This is a genomic window from Sphingobium sp. C100, from assembly GCF_000508185.1.
In the GTDB taxonomy this organism is placed as follows: Bacteria; Pseudomonadota; Alphaproteobacteria; order Sphingomonadales; family Sphingomonadaceae; genus Sphingobium.
Genome location: NZ_AYOY01000144.1, coordinates 16,900 through 35,823, shown reverse-complemented (window position 1 = coordinate 35,823; position 18,924 = coordinate 16,900). Strand labels below are relative to the sequence as shown.

Below are 18,924 nucleotides of genomic sequence, written 5' to 3'. Positions count from 1 at the left end.
GCGATGCGCCTTAGAGACTGGTTTCCCCAAGGGCAATGGCCGAACGCGCCCAGGGCGGAACGGGCGAATATAGTCCGACAAGAAAGTCCAGAAATGCCTGGAGGCTGCGCGGCGGATTTTCCTGCGGCAACCAGACTGCATAAAGCCCGACTTCGGACGAGCCTTCGTGATCGGGCAATATTTGTCTGACATGACCCTTGGTCAGCGCCTCGCTGATGTCCCACGATGACCGCAGAGCGATGCCCGCGCCCGTCAGGCAGAGTTCGCGCACCACTTCGCTGCTGTTGGTCCGAACATGGCTGCGTCCCTCGACCAGGACCGGCCCCGATGGCCCGATCAGCCGCCAGGGCAATTGTCCGTCCGCCGCCAGCAGATGATGGTTCTTGAGGTCGGCCAGCCGCGCGGGCGTCCCAAGTTGCGCCAGATAGCCGGGCGCGGCGCATATTATGCGCCGATTGTCACTCAGCCGCCGGGCCGCCAAGCCTGCTCCCGGTTCGGCGGCGATGCGCAGCGCGACATCCGCGCGCGCCTCGATCAGGTCGACATATTCGTCGGTCAGATCGACGCTCAATTCCACCTTGGGATATGCGCGGAGGAAATGGTGCAGATGAGGCGCCAGATGCATCCGCCCGAAGGACGTGGGCGCGGTGACGCGCAACGGGCCGGAGGCGATCGCGGACACGCCGGTTACGCGCCGCTCGGCCTCCTCCAGCGCAGCGAGAATGCCGCGCAGGTCGGCGTGCAGCCGCTCGCCCGCCGGCGTCAGCGCCAGCCGCCGTGTCGTGCGATGGACCAGCTTTGCGCCCAGCCGTTCTTCCAGCCGCGCCAGCCGCTTGGACATCATTGCCGGCGAAATATGCAGCCGCCGCCCCGCCGCCGCCAGCCCGCCTTCATCGACGATCATCACGAACAGCTCATGATCGGGGTCCATCACATTCGTTCACCATAGGAATGACTATCTTCGAATAATATCGCCTACACGGCATAATGGGAATCGGCTATATCCATTGCCAATCTATGGAGTGGACCCATGACCGACCGCATGATCGACAAAGCCGGCCTCCAGGTCGCACAGCAACTGGCCGATTTCATCGACAACCGCGCGCTAACCGGCACCGGCCTGGCGCCGGACACCTTCTGGAGCGCGGCCGCCGACATCTTCGCCCGCTTCACGCCGGACAATGCCGCATTGCTGCGCAAGCGCGACATGTTTCAGGTGCAGATCGACAGCTGGCATGAGCAGCGCAAGGGCCAGCCGCACGACGCCGACGCTTATCAGGCGTTCCTGCGCGAAATCGGCTATCTCGTCCCCGAACCCGCGCCCTTCCAGATCGGCAGCGAGCATGTCGATGATGAGGTCGCGCGGCTTGCCGGGCCGCAACTGGTCGTGCCCATCCTCAACGCCCGTTTCCTGCTGAACGCCGCCAACGCACGTTGGGGCAGCCTTTATGATGCACTTTATGGCACCGACGCGATCCCCGGCGCCTCCTCCGGCAAGGGCTATGACGCGGCGCGCGGCGCGCAGGTCATCGCCTGGGCCAAGGCCTTTCTCGACGAGGCCGTCCCGCTCGCCAGCGGGAGCTGGGCCGATCTGACCGGCGGCGACATCGTCCTGGCCGATCCCACGCAATTCATCGGCACCAGCGAGAAGGGCCGGCTCTACCGCCACAACGGCCTGCATATCGAAATCATCTTCGACACGGCGCATCCGATCGGCAAGGACGATCCCGCCGGCATCGCTGACGTCATCCTCGAATCCGCGCTGACAACCATCTGCGATCTGGAAGACTCCGTCGCTGCCGTTGATGCCGCAGACAAGGTCGCCGCTTATGCCAACTGGCTTGGCCTGATGCGCGGCGACCTGACCGATACATTCGAAAAGGGCGGGGCGATGATGACCCGCGCGCTCAACCCCGACCGCAGCTATACCGCGCCCGACGGCGGCAACCTCACCCTGCCTGGCCGCAGCCTGTTGTTCGTCCGCAATGTGGGCCATCTGATGACGACGCCCGCTATTCGCCTGCCGGGTGGCGAGGAGGCGCCTGAAGGCATATTGGACGGCATCGTCACCAGCCTCATCGGCTTGCACGACATCAAGGGCGCGCACGCCAACAGCCGCGCCGGCAGCATCTACATCGTCAAGCCCAAGATGCACGGGCCGGAGGAAGCCGCCTTCACCAACCGCCTGTTCGACGCGATCGAGGACATGCTGGGCCTCGCCCGCCACACGATCAAGGTCGGCGTCATGGATGAAGAACGCCGCACCTCCGCCAACCTCGCCGCCTGCATCCATGCGGTGAAGGACCGCATCGTCTTCATCAACACCGGCTTCCTCGACCGCACCGGGGATGAGATGCACACGTCGATGCAGGCTGGTCCGATGATCCGCAAGGGCGAGATGAAGTCGTCCGACTGGATCACGGCTTATGAGGATCGCAACGTCCAGATCGGCCTTGCCTGCGGTCTGTCGGGCCGGGCGCAGATCGGCAAGGGCATGTGGGCCGCGCCCGATCGCATGGCGGACATGCTGGCGCAAAAGTCCGGCCATCCGATGAGCGGGGCCAACACCGCCTGGGTGCCGTCGCCGACCGCCGCGACGCTGCACGCGACTCACTATCACCGCATCGACGTGTTCGCCCGGCAGGCGTTGCGGGCGGAGGAGGGCATCGCCTCTCTGGACAAGTTGCTGACCATTCCGGTCGCTGTCGGCCGCAACTTCTCAGAAGAAGAAATTGCGCAGGAACTGGACAATAATGCGCAGGGTATCCTTGGCTATGTCGTCCGCTGGATCGATCAGGGTGTCGGCTGCTCCAAGGTGCCCGACATCCACGACATCGGCCTGATGGAGGACCGCGCGACGTTGCGCATATCCTCGCAGCATATGGCCAACTGGCTGCTCCACGGCGTCTGCACGGCCGGGCAGGTCGATGCCGCGCTGACCCGTATGGCCGCCAAGGTCGATGCACAGAATGGCGACGACCCGCTCTACCAGCCGATGAGCGGCCGGGAAGGGGATAGCCTCGCCTTCCAGGCAGCCCGCGCGCTGGTGTTCGAGGGCGTCCAGCAGCCCAGCGGCTATACCGAACCTTTGCTCCACGCCTTCCGCGCAAAGAAGAAGGCGGAGGCTTTGATCCCAGCCTGACCCCTCGTCACTGCGGGCGCGGCGAGGCAATCCAGAGGCGCGCCAGTGGATTGCTTCGCTGCGATGGCAAAGGCGGCTCTCCGCTGTTGTCGCAATCCCCGCGCTGCGTTACGCCCACACCAGCCCGCAGCATGGGAACCGCGCTATGACCATCATCGTCCATCACCTCAACAACAGCCGCTCGCAGCGCATCCTTTGGCTGCTGGAGGAACTGGGCGAACCTTATGAGGTCCGCCGTTACGAACGCGACCGCAAGACGATGCGCGCGCCGCAGGAACTACGCGCCGTCCACCCCCTAGGCCGCTCGCCCATTGTCGAGGTGGACGGCCACAGGCTGATCGAGACTGGCGCGATCATGGACTATCTCGTTACCCGTGCTGGCGGTCGCTTCGGCCCGCCGTCCGATGCACCGGGCGCGATCCGCTACCGCCAGTTCATGCATTATGCTGAAGGCTCCATGATGCCGCCGCTGCTGGCGCTGCTGGTCGTGGGCAAACTCGGCCTGCTTGGTCGCCCGGCGCGCCCGACGCTGCAGCGGATGCTGGACGATCATCTCGACTGGCTGGAAACAGAGCTGGCGAGCCGCCCCTGTTTCGCGGGCGACGTCTTCACCGCCGCCGACATGATGATGAGCTTCCCGCTCGAAGCATCCTGCGCGCGCGGCGGCCTCGATGATCGCCGACCCCATCTGATCCGCTGGCTCGACACTATGCACGCGCGGTCTTCGTACCAGGCGGCGCTCGCGGCGGGAGGGCCTTATGCCTACGTCTGATCGTCGTTCCTTCCTGCACCTTGCAACTGTCGGTTTCGCTGTCGGCATTGTCAGTCCCCGCCTCTTCGCGCAGGAGCGGGCGGCCGAAGCGCTCCGGCCCCTGACCGGCGCCGTCACCCCGATCGGCAAGGCCGAGCGCGCCGACCGCCTCGCCCGTGCGCAGGCGATGATGCAGTCTGCCGGGATTGATGCCCTGCTGATCGAACCGGGCGCCAGCCTCATCTATTATACCGGCATACGCTGGCACCGCTCGGAACGTCTGACCGCCGCCATCTTGCCCGCGCGTGGCGCGCCGCTCATCGTCTGTCCCTTCTTCGAGAAACCCTCGATCGACGAATCGCTCGCCATCCCCGCCGATGTCCGCGTGTGGCAGGAGCATGAAAGCCCCTATGCCCTGATCGCCGACTATTTGACCGCCGGGGGATTGGCGAAGGGCCGTATCGGCATCGAGGAAACGGTGCGTTATTTCGCGGTCGATGGCCTCAAGGCCGCGCTGCCCGCCGCGACCTTGGTGAAAGACCCCGTCACCCGCGCCATCCGTATGCGCAAGACCGCCGCCGAAATCGCGCTAATGCAGATGGCCTCCGACGTCACCATCGCCGCCTATCGCTGGACCTATCCGCAGGTGAAGGCGGGCATGACCCCGGCCGATATCGGCGCGCTGATGAGCGCGGCGACAAAGCAGCTTGGCGGGCAGGTCGAATTCAACCTCGTCCTGCTCGGCGAAGCGGCCGCCTATCCCCACGGATCGGGCAAGCCGCAGGCGGTGCGCGCGGGGGAGGTGGTGCTGATGGACTGCGGCTGTACGGTGGAGGATTATCAGTCCGACATCAGCCGCACCTGGGTCCATGGGGCGACGCCGACAGCGCAGCAGCGCAAGGTCTGGAACGATGTGGCGCAGGGGCAGAAAATTGCCATTGAAGCGGCGAAGCTCGGCGTTCCGGCCGGATCGGTCGATGACGCGGTGCGCGGCTATTATCAGCGCCTCGGCTACGGCCCCGGCTACGCGCTCCCCGGCCTCTCCCACCGCACCGGCCACGGCATCGGCATGGAGGGGCATGAACCGGTCAACCTCGTCCATGGCGAAACCACGAAGCTGGACGTCGGCATGTGCTTCTCCAACGAACCTGGCCTGTATCTGCCCGGCACGATGGGCGTGCGGCTGGAGGATTGTTTCCATATGACCGCGCAGGGAGCAAAATGGTTCTCGAAGCCGCCGGTTTCGATCGAGGCGCCGATCGGCTGACACTCGCTTGCTGTCATCCCGGCCCAGAGCCGTGCTCCGCTGCATCGCCTTTCAGAAGGAGATGAGGCTGGGGGTGACGACCAAGGGTCAAGAAAACCCGCCAGTCCGCTCTCCACCCATATCGACCTCGGTTCGCGACTCCACTGCGCTCAAATCCCCCGCTTGTGCGTCGACCCGCTTCCCACTAAATCCCCGCTCATGACATCGACCAACGACATTCGCCGCTCTTTCCTCGATTATTTCGGGGCCGCCGGGCACCGCATCGTTCCGTCCGCGCCGCTGGTGCCGCATAACGACCCGACGCTGATGTTCGTCAATGCGGGCATGGTGCCGTTCAAGAATGTCTTCACGGGCCTTGAATCCCGCCCCTACAAGACCGCGACGTCGAGCCAGAAATGCGTGCGCGCGGGCGGCAAGCATAATGATCTCGACAATGTCGGCTACACAGCGCGCCATCATACCTTCTTTGAAATGCTGGGCAATTTCAGCTTCGGCGACTATTTCAAGGAACAAGCGATCACCCATGCCTGGACGCTGCTGACCAGGGAATGGGGGCTGCCCGCCGAAAAACTGACCGCGACCGTCTACCACACGGATGACGAGGCGTTCGACCTGTGGAAGAAGATCGCCGGCCTGCCCGAAGAGCGGATCATCCGCATCCCGACCAAGGACAATTTCTGGGCGATGGGTGACAGCGGTCCCTGCGGTCCCTGCTCGGAAATCTTCTACGACCATGGCGACCATATATGGGGCGGTCCTCCCGGGTCGCCGGAAGAGGATGGCGACCGTTTCGTCGAAATCTGGAACCTGGTCTTCATGCAATATGAGCAGGAAGCCAACGAGATCGTCAGCGAACTGCCCCGCCCGTCCATCGACACCGGCATGGGTCTGGAACGCATTGCCGCCGTCATGCAGGGCGTCCACAATAATTACGACACCGACACGTTCAGGGCGCTGATCGAGGAATCGGGCGCGATCACCCGCACCGCCACCGACGGCGAATTTCAGGCCAGCCACCGCGTCATCGCCGATCACCTCCGCTCGACCAGCTTCCTGATCGCCGACGGCGTGCTGCCGGCGAATGAGGGGCGCGGTTATGTCCTGCGCCGGATCATGCGCCGCGCGATGCGCCATGCGCACATCATCGGCGCCAAAGACCCGCTGATGTATCGTCTGGTTTCGAGCCTCGTCTCCGAAATGGGCGGCGCCTTCCCCGAACTGGTGCGCGCCCAGCCGCTGATTGAGGAAACCTTGCTGCGCGAGGAAACCCGCTTCCGCAAGACGCTGGAAAACGGCCTGCGCCTGCTCGATGAAGCGACAGTCGGCCTCAACGAAGGCGACACCTTGCCGGGCGAAACCGCGTTCAAGCTCTATGATACCTACGGCTTCCCCTACGACCTGACCGAGGATGCGCTGCGCACGCAGGGTCTCAGCGTCGATCGCGCCGGTTTCGACGCCGCCATGGCGGAGCAGAAGGCCGCCGCCCGTGCCGCGTGGAAGGGGTCGGGTGAAAAGGCGTCGGACGAAATCTGGTACGACATCGCTGAAAAGGCGGGCAACACCGAATTCATCGGCTATACCGCGATGGACGGCGAAGGGCAGGTTCTGGCCATCGTCAAGGACGGTGTGAACTTCGACAGCGCAAACGCTGGTGAGACGGTGACGATCGTCACCAACCAGACGCCTTTCTATGGCGAAAGCGGCGGGCAGATGGGCGACGCGGGCCGCATCACGACGCAGGGCGGGTTCGCCGCCGCGGTCGAGGATACCGCCAAGCCGCTGGGCCGCGTCCACGCCCACCGCGCCACGGTGGAAGCCGGCAGCATCAAGGTTGGCGATACTGTCCATCTCGCTGTCGATGTCGACCGCCGCGACCGCATCCGCGCCAACCACAGCGCCACCCATCTGCTCCACGCCGCGCTGCGCAAGGAACTGGGCGCGCATGTGACGCAAAAGGGTAGTCTGGTCGCGCCCGACCGGCTGCGTTTCGACTATTCGCATCCCGAAGCGCTCACCCATGCGCAGATCGCCGCGATCGAGGCGGACGTGAACGCGCAGGTCCGCCATAATGCGGACGTGACCACCCGCCTCATGACGCCGGACGACGCCGTCGCGGCGGGCGCCATGGCGCTGTTCGGCGAGAAATATGGCGACGAGGTCCGCGTCCTTTCCATGGGCCGCTCGGGTCCATTGGGCGACGACGCGCATTACTCGGTCGAACTGTGCGGCGGCACCCATGTCCGCGCGACCGGCGACATCGCCCTGTTCAAGATCATCGGCGAAAGCGCCGTCTCCTCGGGCGTGCGTCGGATCGAGGCGCTGACGGGCGAGGCCGCGCGTCTTTGGCTCACTGAACGCGATGACAAGCTGCGGCAGACCGCTGCCGCGCTCAAGACCACGCCGGAGGATGTGCCCGCGCGCATCGCCGCCCTGGTCGAAACCAGTCGCAAGCTGGAACGCGAACTCGCCGAAGCGAAGAAGGCGCTGGCGCTTGGCGGCGGGGGCGCAGCGCAGCCGGCCGGGCCGGAGAAGATCGGTGCGATCGATTTCATGGGGCAGGTGATCGACGGGCTCGACCCCAAGGAACTGCGTGGCATCGTAGACGGCAACAAGAAGGCATTGGGTAGCGGTGTATCTGCCGTGCTCGCCGTGGTCGACGGCCGCGCCACCATTGCGGTGGGCGTGACCGACGATCTGGTCGGCAGCATCAATGCGGTCGATCTTGTCCGCGCAGGCGTGGAAGCATTGGGCGGGAAGGGCGGCGGCGGCCGTCCCGACATGGCCCAGGGCGGCGGCCCGGACGGTGATAAGGCGCAGGCTGCGCTCGACGCGGTCAAGGCCGCGCTGGCGAACGTCCCGGCCTGACGCGGATTCGCGACTTCGCCAATCTATTGGACATCCATCATGCCGGCCTCGGCCGGCATGATGACTTAAGATAATAGGCTGCTCAGCGCAGGCTCAGTAAGGCACCCCGCCGCACAGGATGCGCCCGGTGCCCCGATTATCGACGGTGCAGGCGGGCTTTCCGTCAACCGTCACGTCGCCTGACCCGCTTGCGACGATCTTCGCGGTGACCTCCGCCGTCAGTGCGACGCTGCCCGGCCCGTCATTGCTGATGTCAGCCTGCCGTGCGCGCAGCCCTTCGGCCGCTACTGCGCCCGGGCCGTTGACGTGGATATTCGCCACGCCGCTTCGCCCAGCCAGTGTCGCCCGCCCGCCGCCCGCGAGCATGAGGTCGATCCGGTCGAGTTGCACATCGGCTATCTCGACATCGCCATTGCCGCCCAGCACGATCTGGCCGCGCAGGCCCTTCAACCGGTTGACCAAGACCGATCCCCCGCCGGTCAGCATCACCCGATCGACCATGCCGGTGGACAGGCGTAGCGTTGGTGCGCCGACGCTTTTTTCACCGGGACGAAGCCGATCCATCGTGATGCTCAGAGATCGCCCGGACACGTTGACCTGAAGCCTGTCGAGCGCGCCCTGGTCGCCTTGCGCGCGCGCCGATGCGCCTTCGCCAGTGGTCAGGATGACGATGACCGGAGCATCGACACGGATCGCGTCGAAGCTGGTGATGGTATAGCCACGTGTAGCAGCGACCGCGGGCGACGCCACGGCCACGCTCGCCGCGATCAGGGCGCGCAGCGCGCCTTGCCCGGTCCCATGCCGATGGTCGTGCATTGCGCCGTGCCTTTCACCGTTACATCGCCTGGTCCCATGATGCTGATAGCGACCTTGCCGTCGGAGGCAAAGTCGATGTCGCCTGCGCCCAGGATCGATACGTCGGCGCTGCCGACCTTCAGTGCGTCGCCGTCAATATCACCGGCGCCGGTGATGGACAGTTTCGCGGTGTCGGCGGTGCCGGCAATCCTCATCGATCCGGCGCCGGTGATGTCGGCGGTCAACGATCCCAGATTAACTGTCCCGATGCGGAAATCGCCCGCGCCGGTGAGCGAAAGGCTCAGGCTGTCGCCCTCCGCCTTGTCGAGATCGAAATCGCCCGCGCCGGTCAGGTCGGCCCCCTTGATCGCCGGCATAGTCACATATACGGTCGCACTTTTGCCGCCATTGTCGCGGCCCCAGTTCCAGCTGCCCTTGGACCTGCGGCCGATCACCAGCTTGCCGTCTTTCACCCGGATGTCGAGATCCGCCACCGCCTTGGGGTCGCCTTCCGCCCTGACCGCGAAGTCGGACGCGATGGTGACGGCGACATGGTCGGGACCAGTCGCTTCGATTTCCGCAAAGTCTTTGAGGCTGGACCAGTCCTGCGCTGCCCGCGCGCCGTCATCGGCTGCAGACGACTCGGGCGTTCGCGAGTCATTTGTGCGTGAACAGGCGCTGGCAGAGAGGATCACAGCGGGCAGGATCAGGGCGAACAAAGGATGGGGGCGGGACATCGCAATCTCCTCAACGTGTATTGTTATCATAATACACAACGGAATGGCGGTTCCAAGCCCCTTGTTCGTCGCACCATTTCAGACATGATCGATGATTGAAAAAGCGGAGTCTCCCCATGATGCGCCTGCCCCTCGCTATCCCGCTCCTTGCGCTGGCCCTGGCCGTCCCTGCACAAGCGCAGGAAGATGACGGCGCGCAATGGTGGAGCCATGTGCAGGCGATCGCGAATGACGGCATGGAAGGGCGTGGCACCGGCACGCCCGGCTACGACCGCGCGGCGGATTATGTGATCGGCCAGTTCAAGGCCCTGGGCCTCAAGCCCATGGGCGTGGACGGCTACAAGCAGCCCGTGGCCTTTGTCGAGCAGGTGATCCAGTCGGACCAGAGCAGTGCTTTTCTGGTCGGGCCGCAGGGGGAGCAGCGGCTTGCTGTGCCGGGCGACCTGATCATCTCCGGTGGTGGCGGGCCGGTGCCGGAGCAGATCGACGCGCCGATGGTCTTCGCCGGCTATGGCCTGCACTTGCCGGAGGCAGGATATGACGATTTCGCGGGACTCGATCTCAAGGGCAAGCTCGTCGTCGTGTTATCCGGCGGTCCTGCCGACATTTCGGGGGCGCTCAAGTCGCACGCCCGGTCGGAACGGGCAAAATATCTGGCGTCGCAGGGTGCGGTCGGCCTCATCAGCCTGGTGACTCCGGGGCAGGTGGAGATTCCGTGGAACCGCCGCATCAATCTGGCCGGAGCGCCGGCGCTTTATTATGCCGACGCCAGCCTGCGCGAAACCGACACGCCGTTCCTTGGCGCACAGCTTGATCCCGCCAAATCGGCTTTGCTGTTCGCCGGATCTGGCCATGATTTCGCGGCGATCGCGGCGGCGGCTGACGCATCGGCGCCGTTGACTGGCTTTCCACTGGTGCAGCGCCTGAAGGCGACGGTCGCGGCGACCCGGCAAAACCTGTCCTCGCCCAATCTCATTGCCGTCATGCCCGGCAGCGATCCCATATTGCGCAACGAATATATTGTTCTGTCGGCGCATCTCGATGGCTATGGCATAGGCACACCAGTAAAAGGCGACGGCATCTATAATGGTGCGTTCGACAATGCCTCCGGCGTCGCCAGCCTGCTGGAGATCGGCCGCGCGCTCAAGGCAGGCAAGGTGAAGCCCAAACGCTCTATCCTGTTCGCCATCGTTACGGCGGAGGAAAAGGGCCTGCTTGGCTCGCGCTATTTCGCGCGGCGCCCCACGGTGCCTGCCACCGCCATGGTCGCCGACCTGAATTTCGACATGGCGCTGCCCATTTTTCCACTGACCAGCGTTACCCCTATCGGCTATGACCAGAGCTCGCTGGGGCAGGATGCGGCGGCGGTGAGCGCGGCGATGAATTTGCCGATCACGCCCGATCCCTTTCCCAACCGCAATGTTTTCATCCGATCCGATCAATATGCCTTCATTCGGGAGGGCATACCGGCGCTCTTCTTCAAATATGGCTTCAAGGCGAATACGCCGGAGGCCGAAACGGAAAAGGCGTGGCGCGCGAACCTCTATCACTCGCCATTTGACGATCTGAACCAGCCGGTCCTCCCGGCTGAGACGGCGAAGCTGAATGCCTATGTGACGGCGGTGACCTTGCGGGTCGCCAACGCGGCCGACCGCCCCCGCTGGAATGAAGACAGTTTCTTCAAGCGTTTCGCCCAATGATATGGCCGCAGGCGCGGGGTCTGCGGCCAGAACCGTCAGCGATAATCCGCTGTCGCGCTCAGGCGGGTGCGCGGTCCAGATAGGGCAGCCGGTCGGTCAGCGCCGGAGGCAGGCCGTGGACGATCAGCGCGCGGGCCTGATGCCAAAGAGCGGAGAGCAGCAGCAGCGCTGAACCGATGACCAAGCTGGTCAGCGCCCAGGACAATTCGACCGCGCCCGCCTGCTTGAACAGGGCATAGAGGGCGAAGAGGACATAGGCCAGGCTGGACACCAGCAGGGCGCGGCGGTCGATCGCCAGCGCCACCAGGCCGAAGGCGATATAGAGGGCGATCACCAGCAATGCCCGTCCGGCGCCGATCTCGTCGCCGTCAAGAACGCCGAGCAGGTGGAAGAGCGAATGGGCGATCATCGGCGCGGCCGCGAGATGGAGCCAGAAGGCCACGTCGGACCGGCGGGTGAGCCGTGCGCGATCGCTCATATCCCAGCGCATCGCCAGAATGAAGATCGCAATCCCTGACGCGAGCAGCATAAGGAAGGGCAAAATATCGTTGTTCGGGAAGGCCGCAAGGACAAGGCCCGCGACCACGCCTGCCGCCGCGGCTGCACCCGCCGCGACTGTGATCGGCACCATGAAGCGCCGCCAGTGCAGCCCGGCGCCCGCTGCACCCACGGCGGCTGCGGCGGACAGGATAAGAGCGGCCTCCCGGTCCCCGGCATCGGGAACCAGTTGCGCGCCCAATGCGCCTGCCGCGAAAGCGATGCCCCCTACAAAACCGCAGAGCAGCAGGATGGATGGCAGCGCCATACGCCGCTGAAGGGTGAAATATTCGGCCAGGCCCCAACTCGCCACCGCGACCAGCAGGCCCGACATGAAGGCGGGATGATGTTCGGGTGCGCCGAATCGCAGGCTGTTGCCGAGCCATCCGAGCGCCAACAGCAGGATGACGCTGGCGATGGCGACAAAGATATCGTTGAACCCGGTCAACAACCGGAAATGTTCTTCATCGACGACCGAAGTGGCCTGCAACTGCGCAACATGGTCGCGCAAGGCCTGCGCCGCCTGCGGCGTCAATGCACCGGCCGTTACGGCATCCTGCAAATCGCTTTCGCTATACATTGGTCCTGCTCCCGAATGCTTCGGATGTGACGATGCTACCACCACTGTATTATTCTATCAATACAGTGTTTTTCGGCTTTTTCCGCGGCTTGAGCGATGATAGCGCGGGAAGGACTACAAGAGAGGACGTAATTCATGACCCTGCCGCCGCTGCTTCGCGACCGCCTTTCGCTACCGCTGATCGGCTCGCCGATGTTCATCATCTCGCAGCCCGAACTGGTCATCGCGCAGTGCCGCAGCGGCGTCGTCGGCGCTTTTCCCTCCCTCAATGCACGACCGTCCGGCATGTTCGAGATCTGGTTGCAGCAATTGGGCGAGGGCTTGACCGACAAGGACGCGCCTTTCGCCGTCAACCTGATCGTCCACCGGACCAATAGTCGGCTGGAGGAGGATCTGAAGCTTTGCGTCCAGTATCGTGTGCCGATCGTAATCACATCGCTCGGCGCGCGGGAGGATGTGAACCAGGCGATCCACAGCTATGGCGGCATCGTCCTGCATGACGTTATTGACGACCGTTTCGCCCGCAAGGCGATCGAGAAGGGCGCTGACGGGTTGATCGCCGTTGCGGCGGGCGCGGGCGGCCATGCTGGCACCTTGTCGCCCTTCGCCCTGATCCAGGAAATCCGCCAATGGTTCGACGGGCCGCTAGCCCTGTCGGGGTCGATCGCGACAGGGCGGGCGATTGCCGCCGCGCGGATGATGGGGGCCGATCTCGCCTATATGGGTACGCCCTTCATTGCCACGGCGGAGGCCAATGCCGACGCCGCCTACAAGCAGATGATCGTCGACAGCAACGCAGCCGACATCGTCTATTCTGACGTGTTCACCGGCGTTCTTGGCAATTATCTGCGTCCCAGCATCGTAGCCGCTGGTCTTGACCCCGATGCCCTGCCCAAGGCGAAGGACATGGATTTCGCGACCATGACCGGTGGCGAGAAAAAAGCGTGGCGGGACGTGTGGGGCGCGGGGCAGGGCATCGGCGCGATCAGCGAGGTGCAGCCGGCGGCTGATTTCATCGCCGGGCTGAAGGCGGATTATCGCGACACGGTGGCGGGCTTTACGGCCTGATGCTTCGGACTGCGCTGTCGATCGCGCTCGATGCTGGCTCGGGCTGGAGAAAGACGCGCAGTTCAGCGATGAAGCGCTCGAACTGGTCATGATGCAGCCAATGACCGGCATCTTCAAACTCCACCAGGCGGGCGTTGCGGAAATGCGCCATGCGCCCGTCCTTGGCCGGATTGGACGCCCAGCTATTGTTGCCCAGGCATAGCAATGTGGGACAGGTTATTCGTGCCCAGAAAGCGGGAAGTTCATCATCGGTGCCCGCTTGCGGCGCGCTGCTGTTCATATAGGGATCGAATTTCCAGCTGTAACTGCCATCCTCGTTGCGGTTGACCCCATGTTGGGTGAGATGCATCGCTTGCTCGAGCGACAGTTGCTCATTGCGCTCGCGCATTCGGCCGACAGCGGCCTCGATCGTGGGATAGCGTCGGGCCGTGCGTTGAGCCTTGGCGCGGCGGCCGTCGATCCATTTGCGCCAGGTGTCGGGCGCCTGTTCCTCCGCCTTCTGCTTCAACCGGCCGGGCGACAGGCCCAATCCTTCGAGGGCGATCAGCTTGCCGACATTGTCGGGAAATAGTCCGGCATAGCGTAGGCTGATCGATCCGCCGAGTGAATGGCCAATGATGGAGACAGGCGTCCGGTCGAACAGGTCGACCAGTTGCGCTAGGTCATAGACGAAATTCGCCATCATATAGGATCCGTCGGGCGACCAGGCGCTGTCGCCATGACCGCGCAGATCCGGGGCGATGACATGATAGTCCTGCGCCAGGGCGCGCGCCGTCCAGTCCCAACTGCGCGCATGGTCGAAACCCCCATGGACCAGGATCAGCAAGGGCGCGGACGGATTGCCCCAATCCAGATAGTGAAGCCGCGACCGCAGCGACGTGAAGAAATGCGAAGTCGGGGTCGGTGCGGCCGGCATGTCCAATATCCTGCGGTGGGTGGTAGGATGGGCGGTCTGCATCCCATTGGCGACCCTACGCGCTCTTGCAAGCGCGAATGAATAAAAAGCTTATTTTCCTTATATTTCTATACAGGAATAGGCGGAAATATTGCCATGCGATGAAAAGAAGTGACGTCTGGAAAGACTGTCACTGCCCGTGCCATCGTTTAATCCTGGTCGAGGGGCGTTGCAAAATGGATCACCCGCCCGGCGGTGGCCTGACGGCGGGCGGCCGTCACCGCTTTTGCCAGCTCGATCTGCTTGAATGGTTTGTCGAGCCGGGGACGGCCGCTAACATGCGGTGGCAGTTCGGCAAAACCGGTGATGATGATGACCGGCAGTCCCGGATGCGCTTCCTCAATGGCGTCGGCGAGTTGGGCGCCGGTCATGCCGGGCATGGCGTGGTCCGTCACCACCAGGTCGACGCTGGACTGCGCCAGCATCCGCAGTGCGTCGGCCGCGTTCGCCGCCTGGAATACGGTGTGGCCCAGATCCTCAAGCATCCCCGCCGTGTTCATCAGCACAAGATCATCGTCATCGACGGCGAGAATGACTAGCGGCGTGTCTGCATCGTCGATGATATATTGGGTGGCGTCCTCCTGGTGAACAGGATTTCCTTGCGATACCGGCAACCACAGGGAGACGGTCGTGCCTGCGTTCACGATACTGTCGATAGTCAGCGCGCCGCCGCATTGCTCGGCAAAGCCATGCACCATCGAAAGGCCAAGGCCCGTTCCCTTGCCCACCCCCTTGGTCGTGAAAAAAGGCTCACGCGCGCGTTCCAGCGTCGCGGCATCCATACCTTCGCCCTCGTCGATTACCGACAGCCGGATATAGGCACCTGCAACAGCGACGGCCCCATCCGCGAGCTGCGCTTCGCTCGCCTCTATGATTATCCGGCCGCCTAGCGGCATGGCGTCGCGTGCATTGACGGTAAGATTCAGCAGTGCGAGTTCCAACTGGGCCGGGTCGGCATGGGCGGGGGAAAGGTTCAGCGGAAAGCGCGTGTCGATGGTGACGGTGGGACCGATCGTGCTTTGCAGCAAGTCCGCCATGCCCTGCACCAGCGCCATGCAGTCCACGCTTTGGAGTTTGAGTTCCTGCCGCCGCGCGAACGCCAGCATCCGTTGCGTCAGGGTCGCGCCCCGTTCGGCCGCAGCCATCGCATTGTCGAGAAAACGGTCGATCTCGCCGCCATTGGCCCGTCGCTGGCGGGCAAGGTCGAGACTGCCGACAATGACTGCGAGCAGATTGTTGAAATCATGGGCGACGCCGCCGGTCAATTTGCCGATGGCATCCATCTTCTGGGCCTGGATGATGGCGATCCGCGCATCCTCCAGCGCCTGTTGCGATTCGCGCCGTTCGGTGAGGTCGCGTGTGATCTTGGCGAAGCCGAGCAACGCCCCCTGGGAATCGCGGATCGGATCGATGACCACGTTGGCCCAAAAACGCGTGCCATCCTTGCGGATTCGCCATCCTTCGGCCTCGAATCGACCCTCGCGCTCGGCTGTGTTCAATGCGCGGGAGGGGAGGCCGGCGATGCGGTCCTCTTCGGAATAAAAGCGGGCGAAATTCTCGCCCAATATTTCGTCAGTCTTATAGCCCTTGAACCTTTCCGCGCCGCTGTTCCAACTTGTGATCGTGCCGACCGGATCGAGCATGTAGATCGCATAATCCGTGACGCTCTGGACCAGCAGGCGGAATCGCTCCTCGCTTTTGCGGAGCGCTTCCTGCGATGCGCGGCGTTCCGTGAGGTCGCGCGTGACCTTCGCGAAGCCCAGCAGATGCCCTTGAGGATCCCGGATCGGATCAATGACGACATTCGCCCAAAAATTCGTGCCATCCTTGCGAACACGCCATCCTTCGGCTTCGAATCGCCCCTCTTGCTCGGCGACGGACAGCGCACGCGCAGGCACGCCGTCCGCCTTGTCCTGGGCTGTGTAGAAGCGGGAAAAATGCTGACCGATGATTTCTTCGGCTTCATACCCCTTGAACCTGCGGGCCCCGGCATTCCAGCTTTCGACAATGCCATCGGGGTTCAGCATGAAGATCGCGTAATCCGTCACGCTCTGGACCAGAAGCTCGAAACGGTTACCGCTATAGTCCGAAGTGACCGTCGTCATGAATTCCCCGATCGGATCGTCTGAATGTGGCATATGCCTCTTTTGCCTCCGCAAAACGCGGCATCGCGGCGATCGTTCCCATAGGGTAGAAAGCGTTGCGCTGAAACAAGGTCATGTCTTGACTCAGGCGACGCGTCTCCCCACCACGCAGCGCAGGTGAAGGAGCGCGACGGGGCATGAACATGGGGCCGGGCGGAACGATTACGGTCATTGGCGAAGCGATGCTGGAACTCAGCCGCGGCGACGGGGATGGCTGGAACCTGCGCTATGGCGGCGATGTCATCAATACGGCGGTGCATCTGGCGCGCAGTGGCGACACGGTGCGTCTCGCGAGCGCGCTGGGTTGCGATCCAATGAGCGCCGACCTGCGCGCGCAATGGGAAGCGGAGGGCGTGGACACCCGGTTGGTGCTGGCAGCGGCCGATCGCTTGCCGGGCCTCTATGCGATCGAGACCGACGCCGTGGGCGAGCGGACCTTTCACTATTGGCGCAGTGAGGCGGCGGCCCGTCAGATGTTCGCGCTGCCCGAAAGCGAGTCCATGATCGCGCAGGCCGCGCAGTCCGACCTGCTCTACTTCTCGCTCATCACCCTTGCCATCCTGCCGGACGAGGGGCGGGAGGCGCTCTTGGCGCTCTGCCAGCGGGTGCGCGCACAGGGGGGCAGGGTCGCGTTCGACGGCAACTATCGGGCGCGGCTCTGGTCCGACCCTGCCGTCGCGCGGCACTGGCGCGACCGGGCGATCGCACTTGCCGACATTGGCCTGCCGACCCTGGCCGATGAGGTGGAGATGGGCGAAGCCGACGATGCCCGTGACGCCGCCTTGCGTTGGGGCGCTGGCCTTGGGCGGGAAATCATCGTCAAGCTGGGCGGCGAGGGGTGTTGGGTCGGCGAGCAGCTGGTCGCGCCACCGCGGCTGATCGATGTGATCGATTCCAGCGGCGCGGGCGACGCTTTTAACGCGGGCTATTTGCACGCGCGGTTGGCCGGCGCCGCGCCGGACGACGCGGCGCTGTCGGGCCATCGCCTGGCTGGATGGAACATCGGCCGCCGCGGCGCCATCCCCGCCAGGGACGCCGAAGCCCCTTATTAAGTCCCGTTGACAGCGCCTGATGGCTGGGCCATGGACGCAGGATCGGGCGGGTGTAGCTCAATGGTAGAGCAGAAGCTTCCCAAGCTTACGACGAGGGTTCGATTCCCTTCACCCGCTCCAATTCCCCGCGACATATCGCGCTTCGGGCTAGAGAGCGCGACGCCGTGCCAGGAAAAAGCGTAGCATTTCGCGCGAGGCATCGGGTCCGGCGGGATCGGTGTGGGAGGCCATCGCGCTGCCGCCGGACCAGCTATGGCCGCTGCCGTGAATGGTCCAATCCTCCAGCAATACGGTCTTGAAGCGATCCTGATAGATGCGCCGGGTGAAATCCCGGCCGCCTTCCGAACGTCCGGCCAGAGTGCGCAGCGTGAGCGGGCCGACGCTCGTGCGTTCCAGATTGCGAAGGAAGCCGCTGGCATTGGAGGGGTGGACCACCCGATCCTTGTCCCCGTGGAAAACGATCGTCGGCAATTGCCGGGGCAGTTTGGCGGTCTGTATGGTGCCGCCTTTCCCCTGCATGGCGGCCAGCGCCGCGCGGAGCGAGCGGATGTCACCTTGCGGCACAGCTGAATGGACACCGACTGCGACATATAGATCGGGATAGGCCGCGCCGACGATCGTTGCCGCCGCCCCGCCTGCGGAAATGCCCGCAATATAGATGCGGGATCGATTGGCGTTGCACAGGCTCATCACATGGCGGGTGAGGGCAGCGATCATCCCCGCCTCGCCACCACCACGGCTCTGGTTTTCCGGGGCATGCCAGTTCCAGCAGCGCGCAAAATTGGCGTTTTGGGATTGCTCGGGATAGAGCACCAGAAAGCCCAGCTCGTCGGCGAGCCGGTTCATTCTCGTTCCGGTAGCGAAATCATCTGCCGTTTGCGTGCAGCCATGCAACATCACGACCAACGGCATTCGCCGACGCGACGATCCTTCCGGTGTGTAGAGCTTGTAGCCGATCGCGCCATACCGGGTTTCATGTCGGCCGGTGATGAAACTTCCGGGCGCGGGGCGGCTGGGTGTATCCTTGGCTGGGCGGCGCGCGCGCGCAACCAGCGGCCGGGTCGCTGTTTTAGGGCGCTTTTTTTTGGCCGGCGATGGTGGAGGCTTCAACATGTCCTGCAACGCGAACGCCGCCGATAACGGGCGTCGCTTCTTCACCAGTCGCGTGGCCTTGAGGAAGGTCTTCAGCAAATCCGTCATAGCGTGCCCCCAACATGCCCTTTGGCATATCGGCCTTCAACGTCAGGGCCGGGACATTGATCCGGGCGACCACCGCCACATGTCCGATCGGGGTGCCGAAAATTGTCTATCTACAGGAAATCCGAACCCGT

Annotated in this window: 15 protein-coding genes and 1 tRNA gene; 8 read left to right on the top strand and 8 right to left on the bottom strand. The window is 64.0% G+C overall.

Features of this window, described 5'->3' with window-relative positions; translation table 11 throughout:
* Window positions 1–10: 10 nt before the first annotated feature.
* Window positions 11–931, bottom strand: coding sequence for a LysR family transcriptional regulator (locus C100_RS36185; RefSeq protein ID WP_024019954.1), 921 nt, complete (start codon window positions 929–931; stop codon window positions 11–13).
* 99 nt (window positions 932–1,030) lie between these two features.
* Here C100_RS36185 and C100_RS36180 point away from each other — a divergent pair, with 99 nt between their 5' ends.
* From C100_RS36180 to alaS, 4 genes are all read left to right on the top strand, one after another.
* A complete protein-coding gene (locus C100_RS36180) occupies window positions 1,031–3,142 on the top strand; it encodes a malate synthase G (protein WP_024019953.1) in 2,112 nt (703 codons plus the stop codon).
* A 145-nt stretch (window positions 3,143–3,287) separates the two neighbouring features.
* On the top strand, window positions 3,288–3,914 hold the full coding sequence (locus C100_RS36175; RefSeq protein WP_024019952.1) for a glutathione S-transferase family protein: 627 nt from the start codon (window positions 3,288–3,290) through the stop codon (window positions 3,912–3,914).
* On the top strand, window positions 3,901–5,160 hold the full coding sequence (locus tag C100_RS36170) for a M24 family metallopeptidase (protein ID WP_024019951.1): 1,260 nt from the start codon (window positions 3,901–3,903) through the stop codon (window positions 5,158–5,160). Before C100_RS36175 ends, C100_RS36170 begins: the two co-directional genes overlap by 14 nt.
* A gap of 198 nt (window positions 5,161–5,358) precedes the next feature.
* Window positions 5,359–8,025, top strand: coding sequence for an alanine--tRNA ligase (gene alaS / locus C100_RS36165; protein WP_024019950.1), 2,667 nt, complete (start codon window positions 5,359–5,361; stop codon window positions 8,023–8,025).
* Window positions 8,026–8,118: 93 nt separating this feature from the next.
* Here alaS and C100_RS36160 read toward each other — a convergent pair whose 3' ends face one another.
* Both C100_RS36160 and C100_RS36155 read right to left on the bottom strand, forming a co-directional pair.
* A complete protein-coding gene (locus tag C100_RS36160) occupies window positions 8,119–8,841 on the bottom strand; it encodes a GIN domain-containing protein (RefSeq protein ID WP_024019949.1) in 723 nt (240 codons plus the stop codon).
* The gene (locus C100_RS36155) at window positions 8,793–9,557 is read right to left on the bottom strand and encodes a head GIN domain-containing protein (RefSeq protein WP_031309462.1); all 765 of its coding nucleotides are present in this window, start codon (window positions 9,555–9,557) and stop codon (window positions 8,793–8,795) included. The genes C100_RS36160 and C100_RS36155 overlap by 49 nt, the downstream gene beginning before the upstream one ends.
* Before the next feature lie 116 nt (window positions 9,558–9,673).
* On the opposite strand from C100_RS36155, the gene C100_RS36150 reads away from it, so the two are divergent.
* Window positions 9,674–11,257 carry a M28 family metallopeptidase gene (locus C100_RS36150; protein WP_024019947.1) on the top strand — a complete coding sequence of 528 codons (1,584 nt, stop codon included), beginning with the start codon at window positions 9,674–9,676 and terminating at the stop codon, window positions 11,255–11,257.
* Window positions 11,258–11,315: 58 nt separating this feature from the next.
* Here the strand turns inward: C100_RS36150 and C100_RS36145 are convergent, their stop codons facing one another.
* Entirely contained in the window at window positions 11,316–12,374 is a 1,059-nt protein-coding gene (locus C100_RS36145; RefSeq protein WP_024019946.1) for a hypothetical protein, read from the bottom strand.
* Window positions 12,375–12,509: 135 nt separating this feature from the next.
* On the opposite strand from C100_RS36145, the gene C100_RS36140 reads away from it, so the two are divergent.
* Window positions 12,510–13,442 (top strand): NAD(P)H-dependent flavin oxidoreductase, encoded by a 933-nt coding sequence (locus C100_RS36140; RefSeq protein ID WP_024019945.1) that lies wholly within the window; start codon window positions 12,510–12,512, stop codon window positions 13,440–13,442.
* Here the strand turns inward: C100_RS36140 and C100_RS36135 are convergent.
* Both C100_RS36135 and C100_RS36130 read right to left on the bottom strand, forming a co-directional pair.
* Window positions 13,432–14,358, bottom strand: a complete 927-nt coding sequence (locus C100_RS36135) for an alpha/beta fold hydrolase (protein WP_024019944.1) — start codon at window positions 14,356–14,358, stop codon at window positions 13,432–13,434. The two genes, C100_RS36140 and C100_RS36135, sit on opposite strands and share 11 nt — an antisense overlap.
* A 188-nt stretch (window positions 14,359–14,546) precedes the next feature.
* Window positions 14,547–16,502 carry a hybrid sensor histidine kinase/response regulator gene (locus tag C100_RS36130; RefSeq protein WP_052028285.1) on the bottom strand — a complete coding sequence of 652 codons (1,956 nt, stop codon included), beginning with the start codon at window positions 16,500–16,502 and terminating at the stop codon, window positions 14,547–14,549.
* 182 nt (window positions 16,503–16,684) lie between these two features.
* On the opposite strand from C100_RS36130, the gene C100_RS36125 reads away from it, so the two are divergent.
* Window positions 16,685–17,593 carry a sugar kinase gene (locus tag C100_RS36125; RefSeq protein WP_024019942.1) on the top strand — a complete coding sequence of 303 codons (909 nt, stop codon included), beginning with the start codon at window positions 16,685–16,687 and terminating at the stop codon, window positions 17,591–17,593.
* 46 nt (window positions 17,594–17,639) lie between these two features.
* Window positions 17,640–17,713 (top strand) — tRNA-Gly (locus C100_RS36120).
* A gap of 27 nt (window positions 17,714–17,740) precedes the next feature.
* On the opposite strand, the gene C100_RS36115 is transcribed toward C100_RS36120, so the two are convergent.
* A complete protein-coding gene (locus C100_RS36115) occupies window positions 17,741–18,706 on the bottom strand; it encodes an extracellular catalytic domain type 1 short-chain-length polyhydroxyalkanoate depolymerase (RefSeq protein ID WP_268746848.1) in 966 nt (321 codons plus the stop codon).
* Window positions 18,663–18,872: a hypothetical protein gene (locus C100_RS49135; RefSeq protein ID WP_235219072.1), complete on the bottom strand. Its 210-nt coding sequence runs from the start codon at window positions 18,870–18,872 to the stop codon at window positions 18,663–18,665. The genes C100_RS36115 and C100_RS49135 overlap by 44 nt, the downstream gene beginning before the upstream one ends.
* Between the last annotated feature and the right edge of the window lie 52 nt (window positions 18,873–18,924).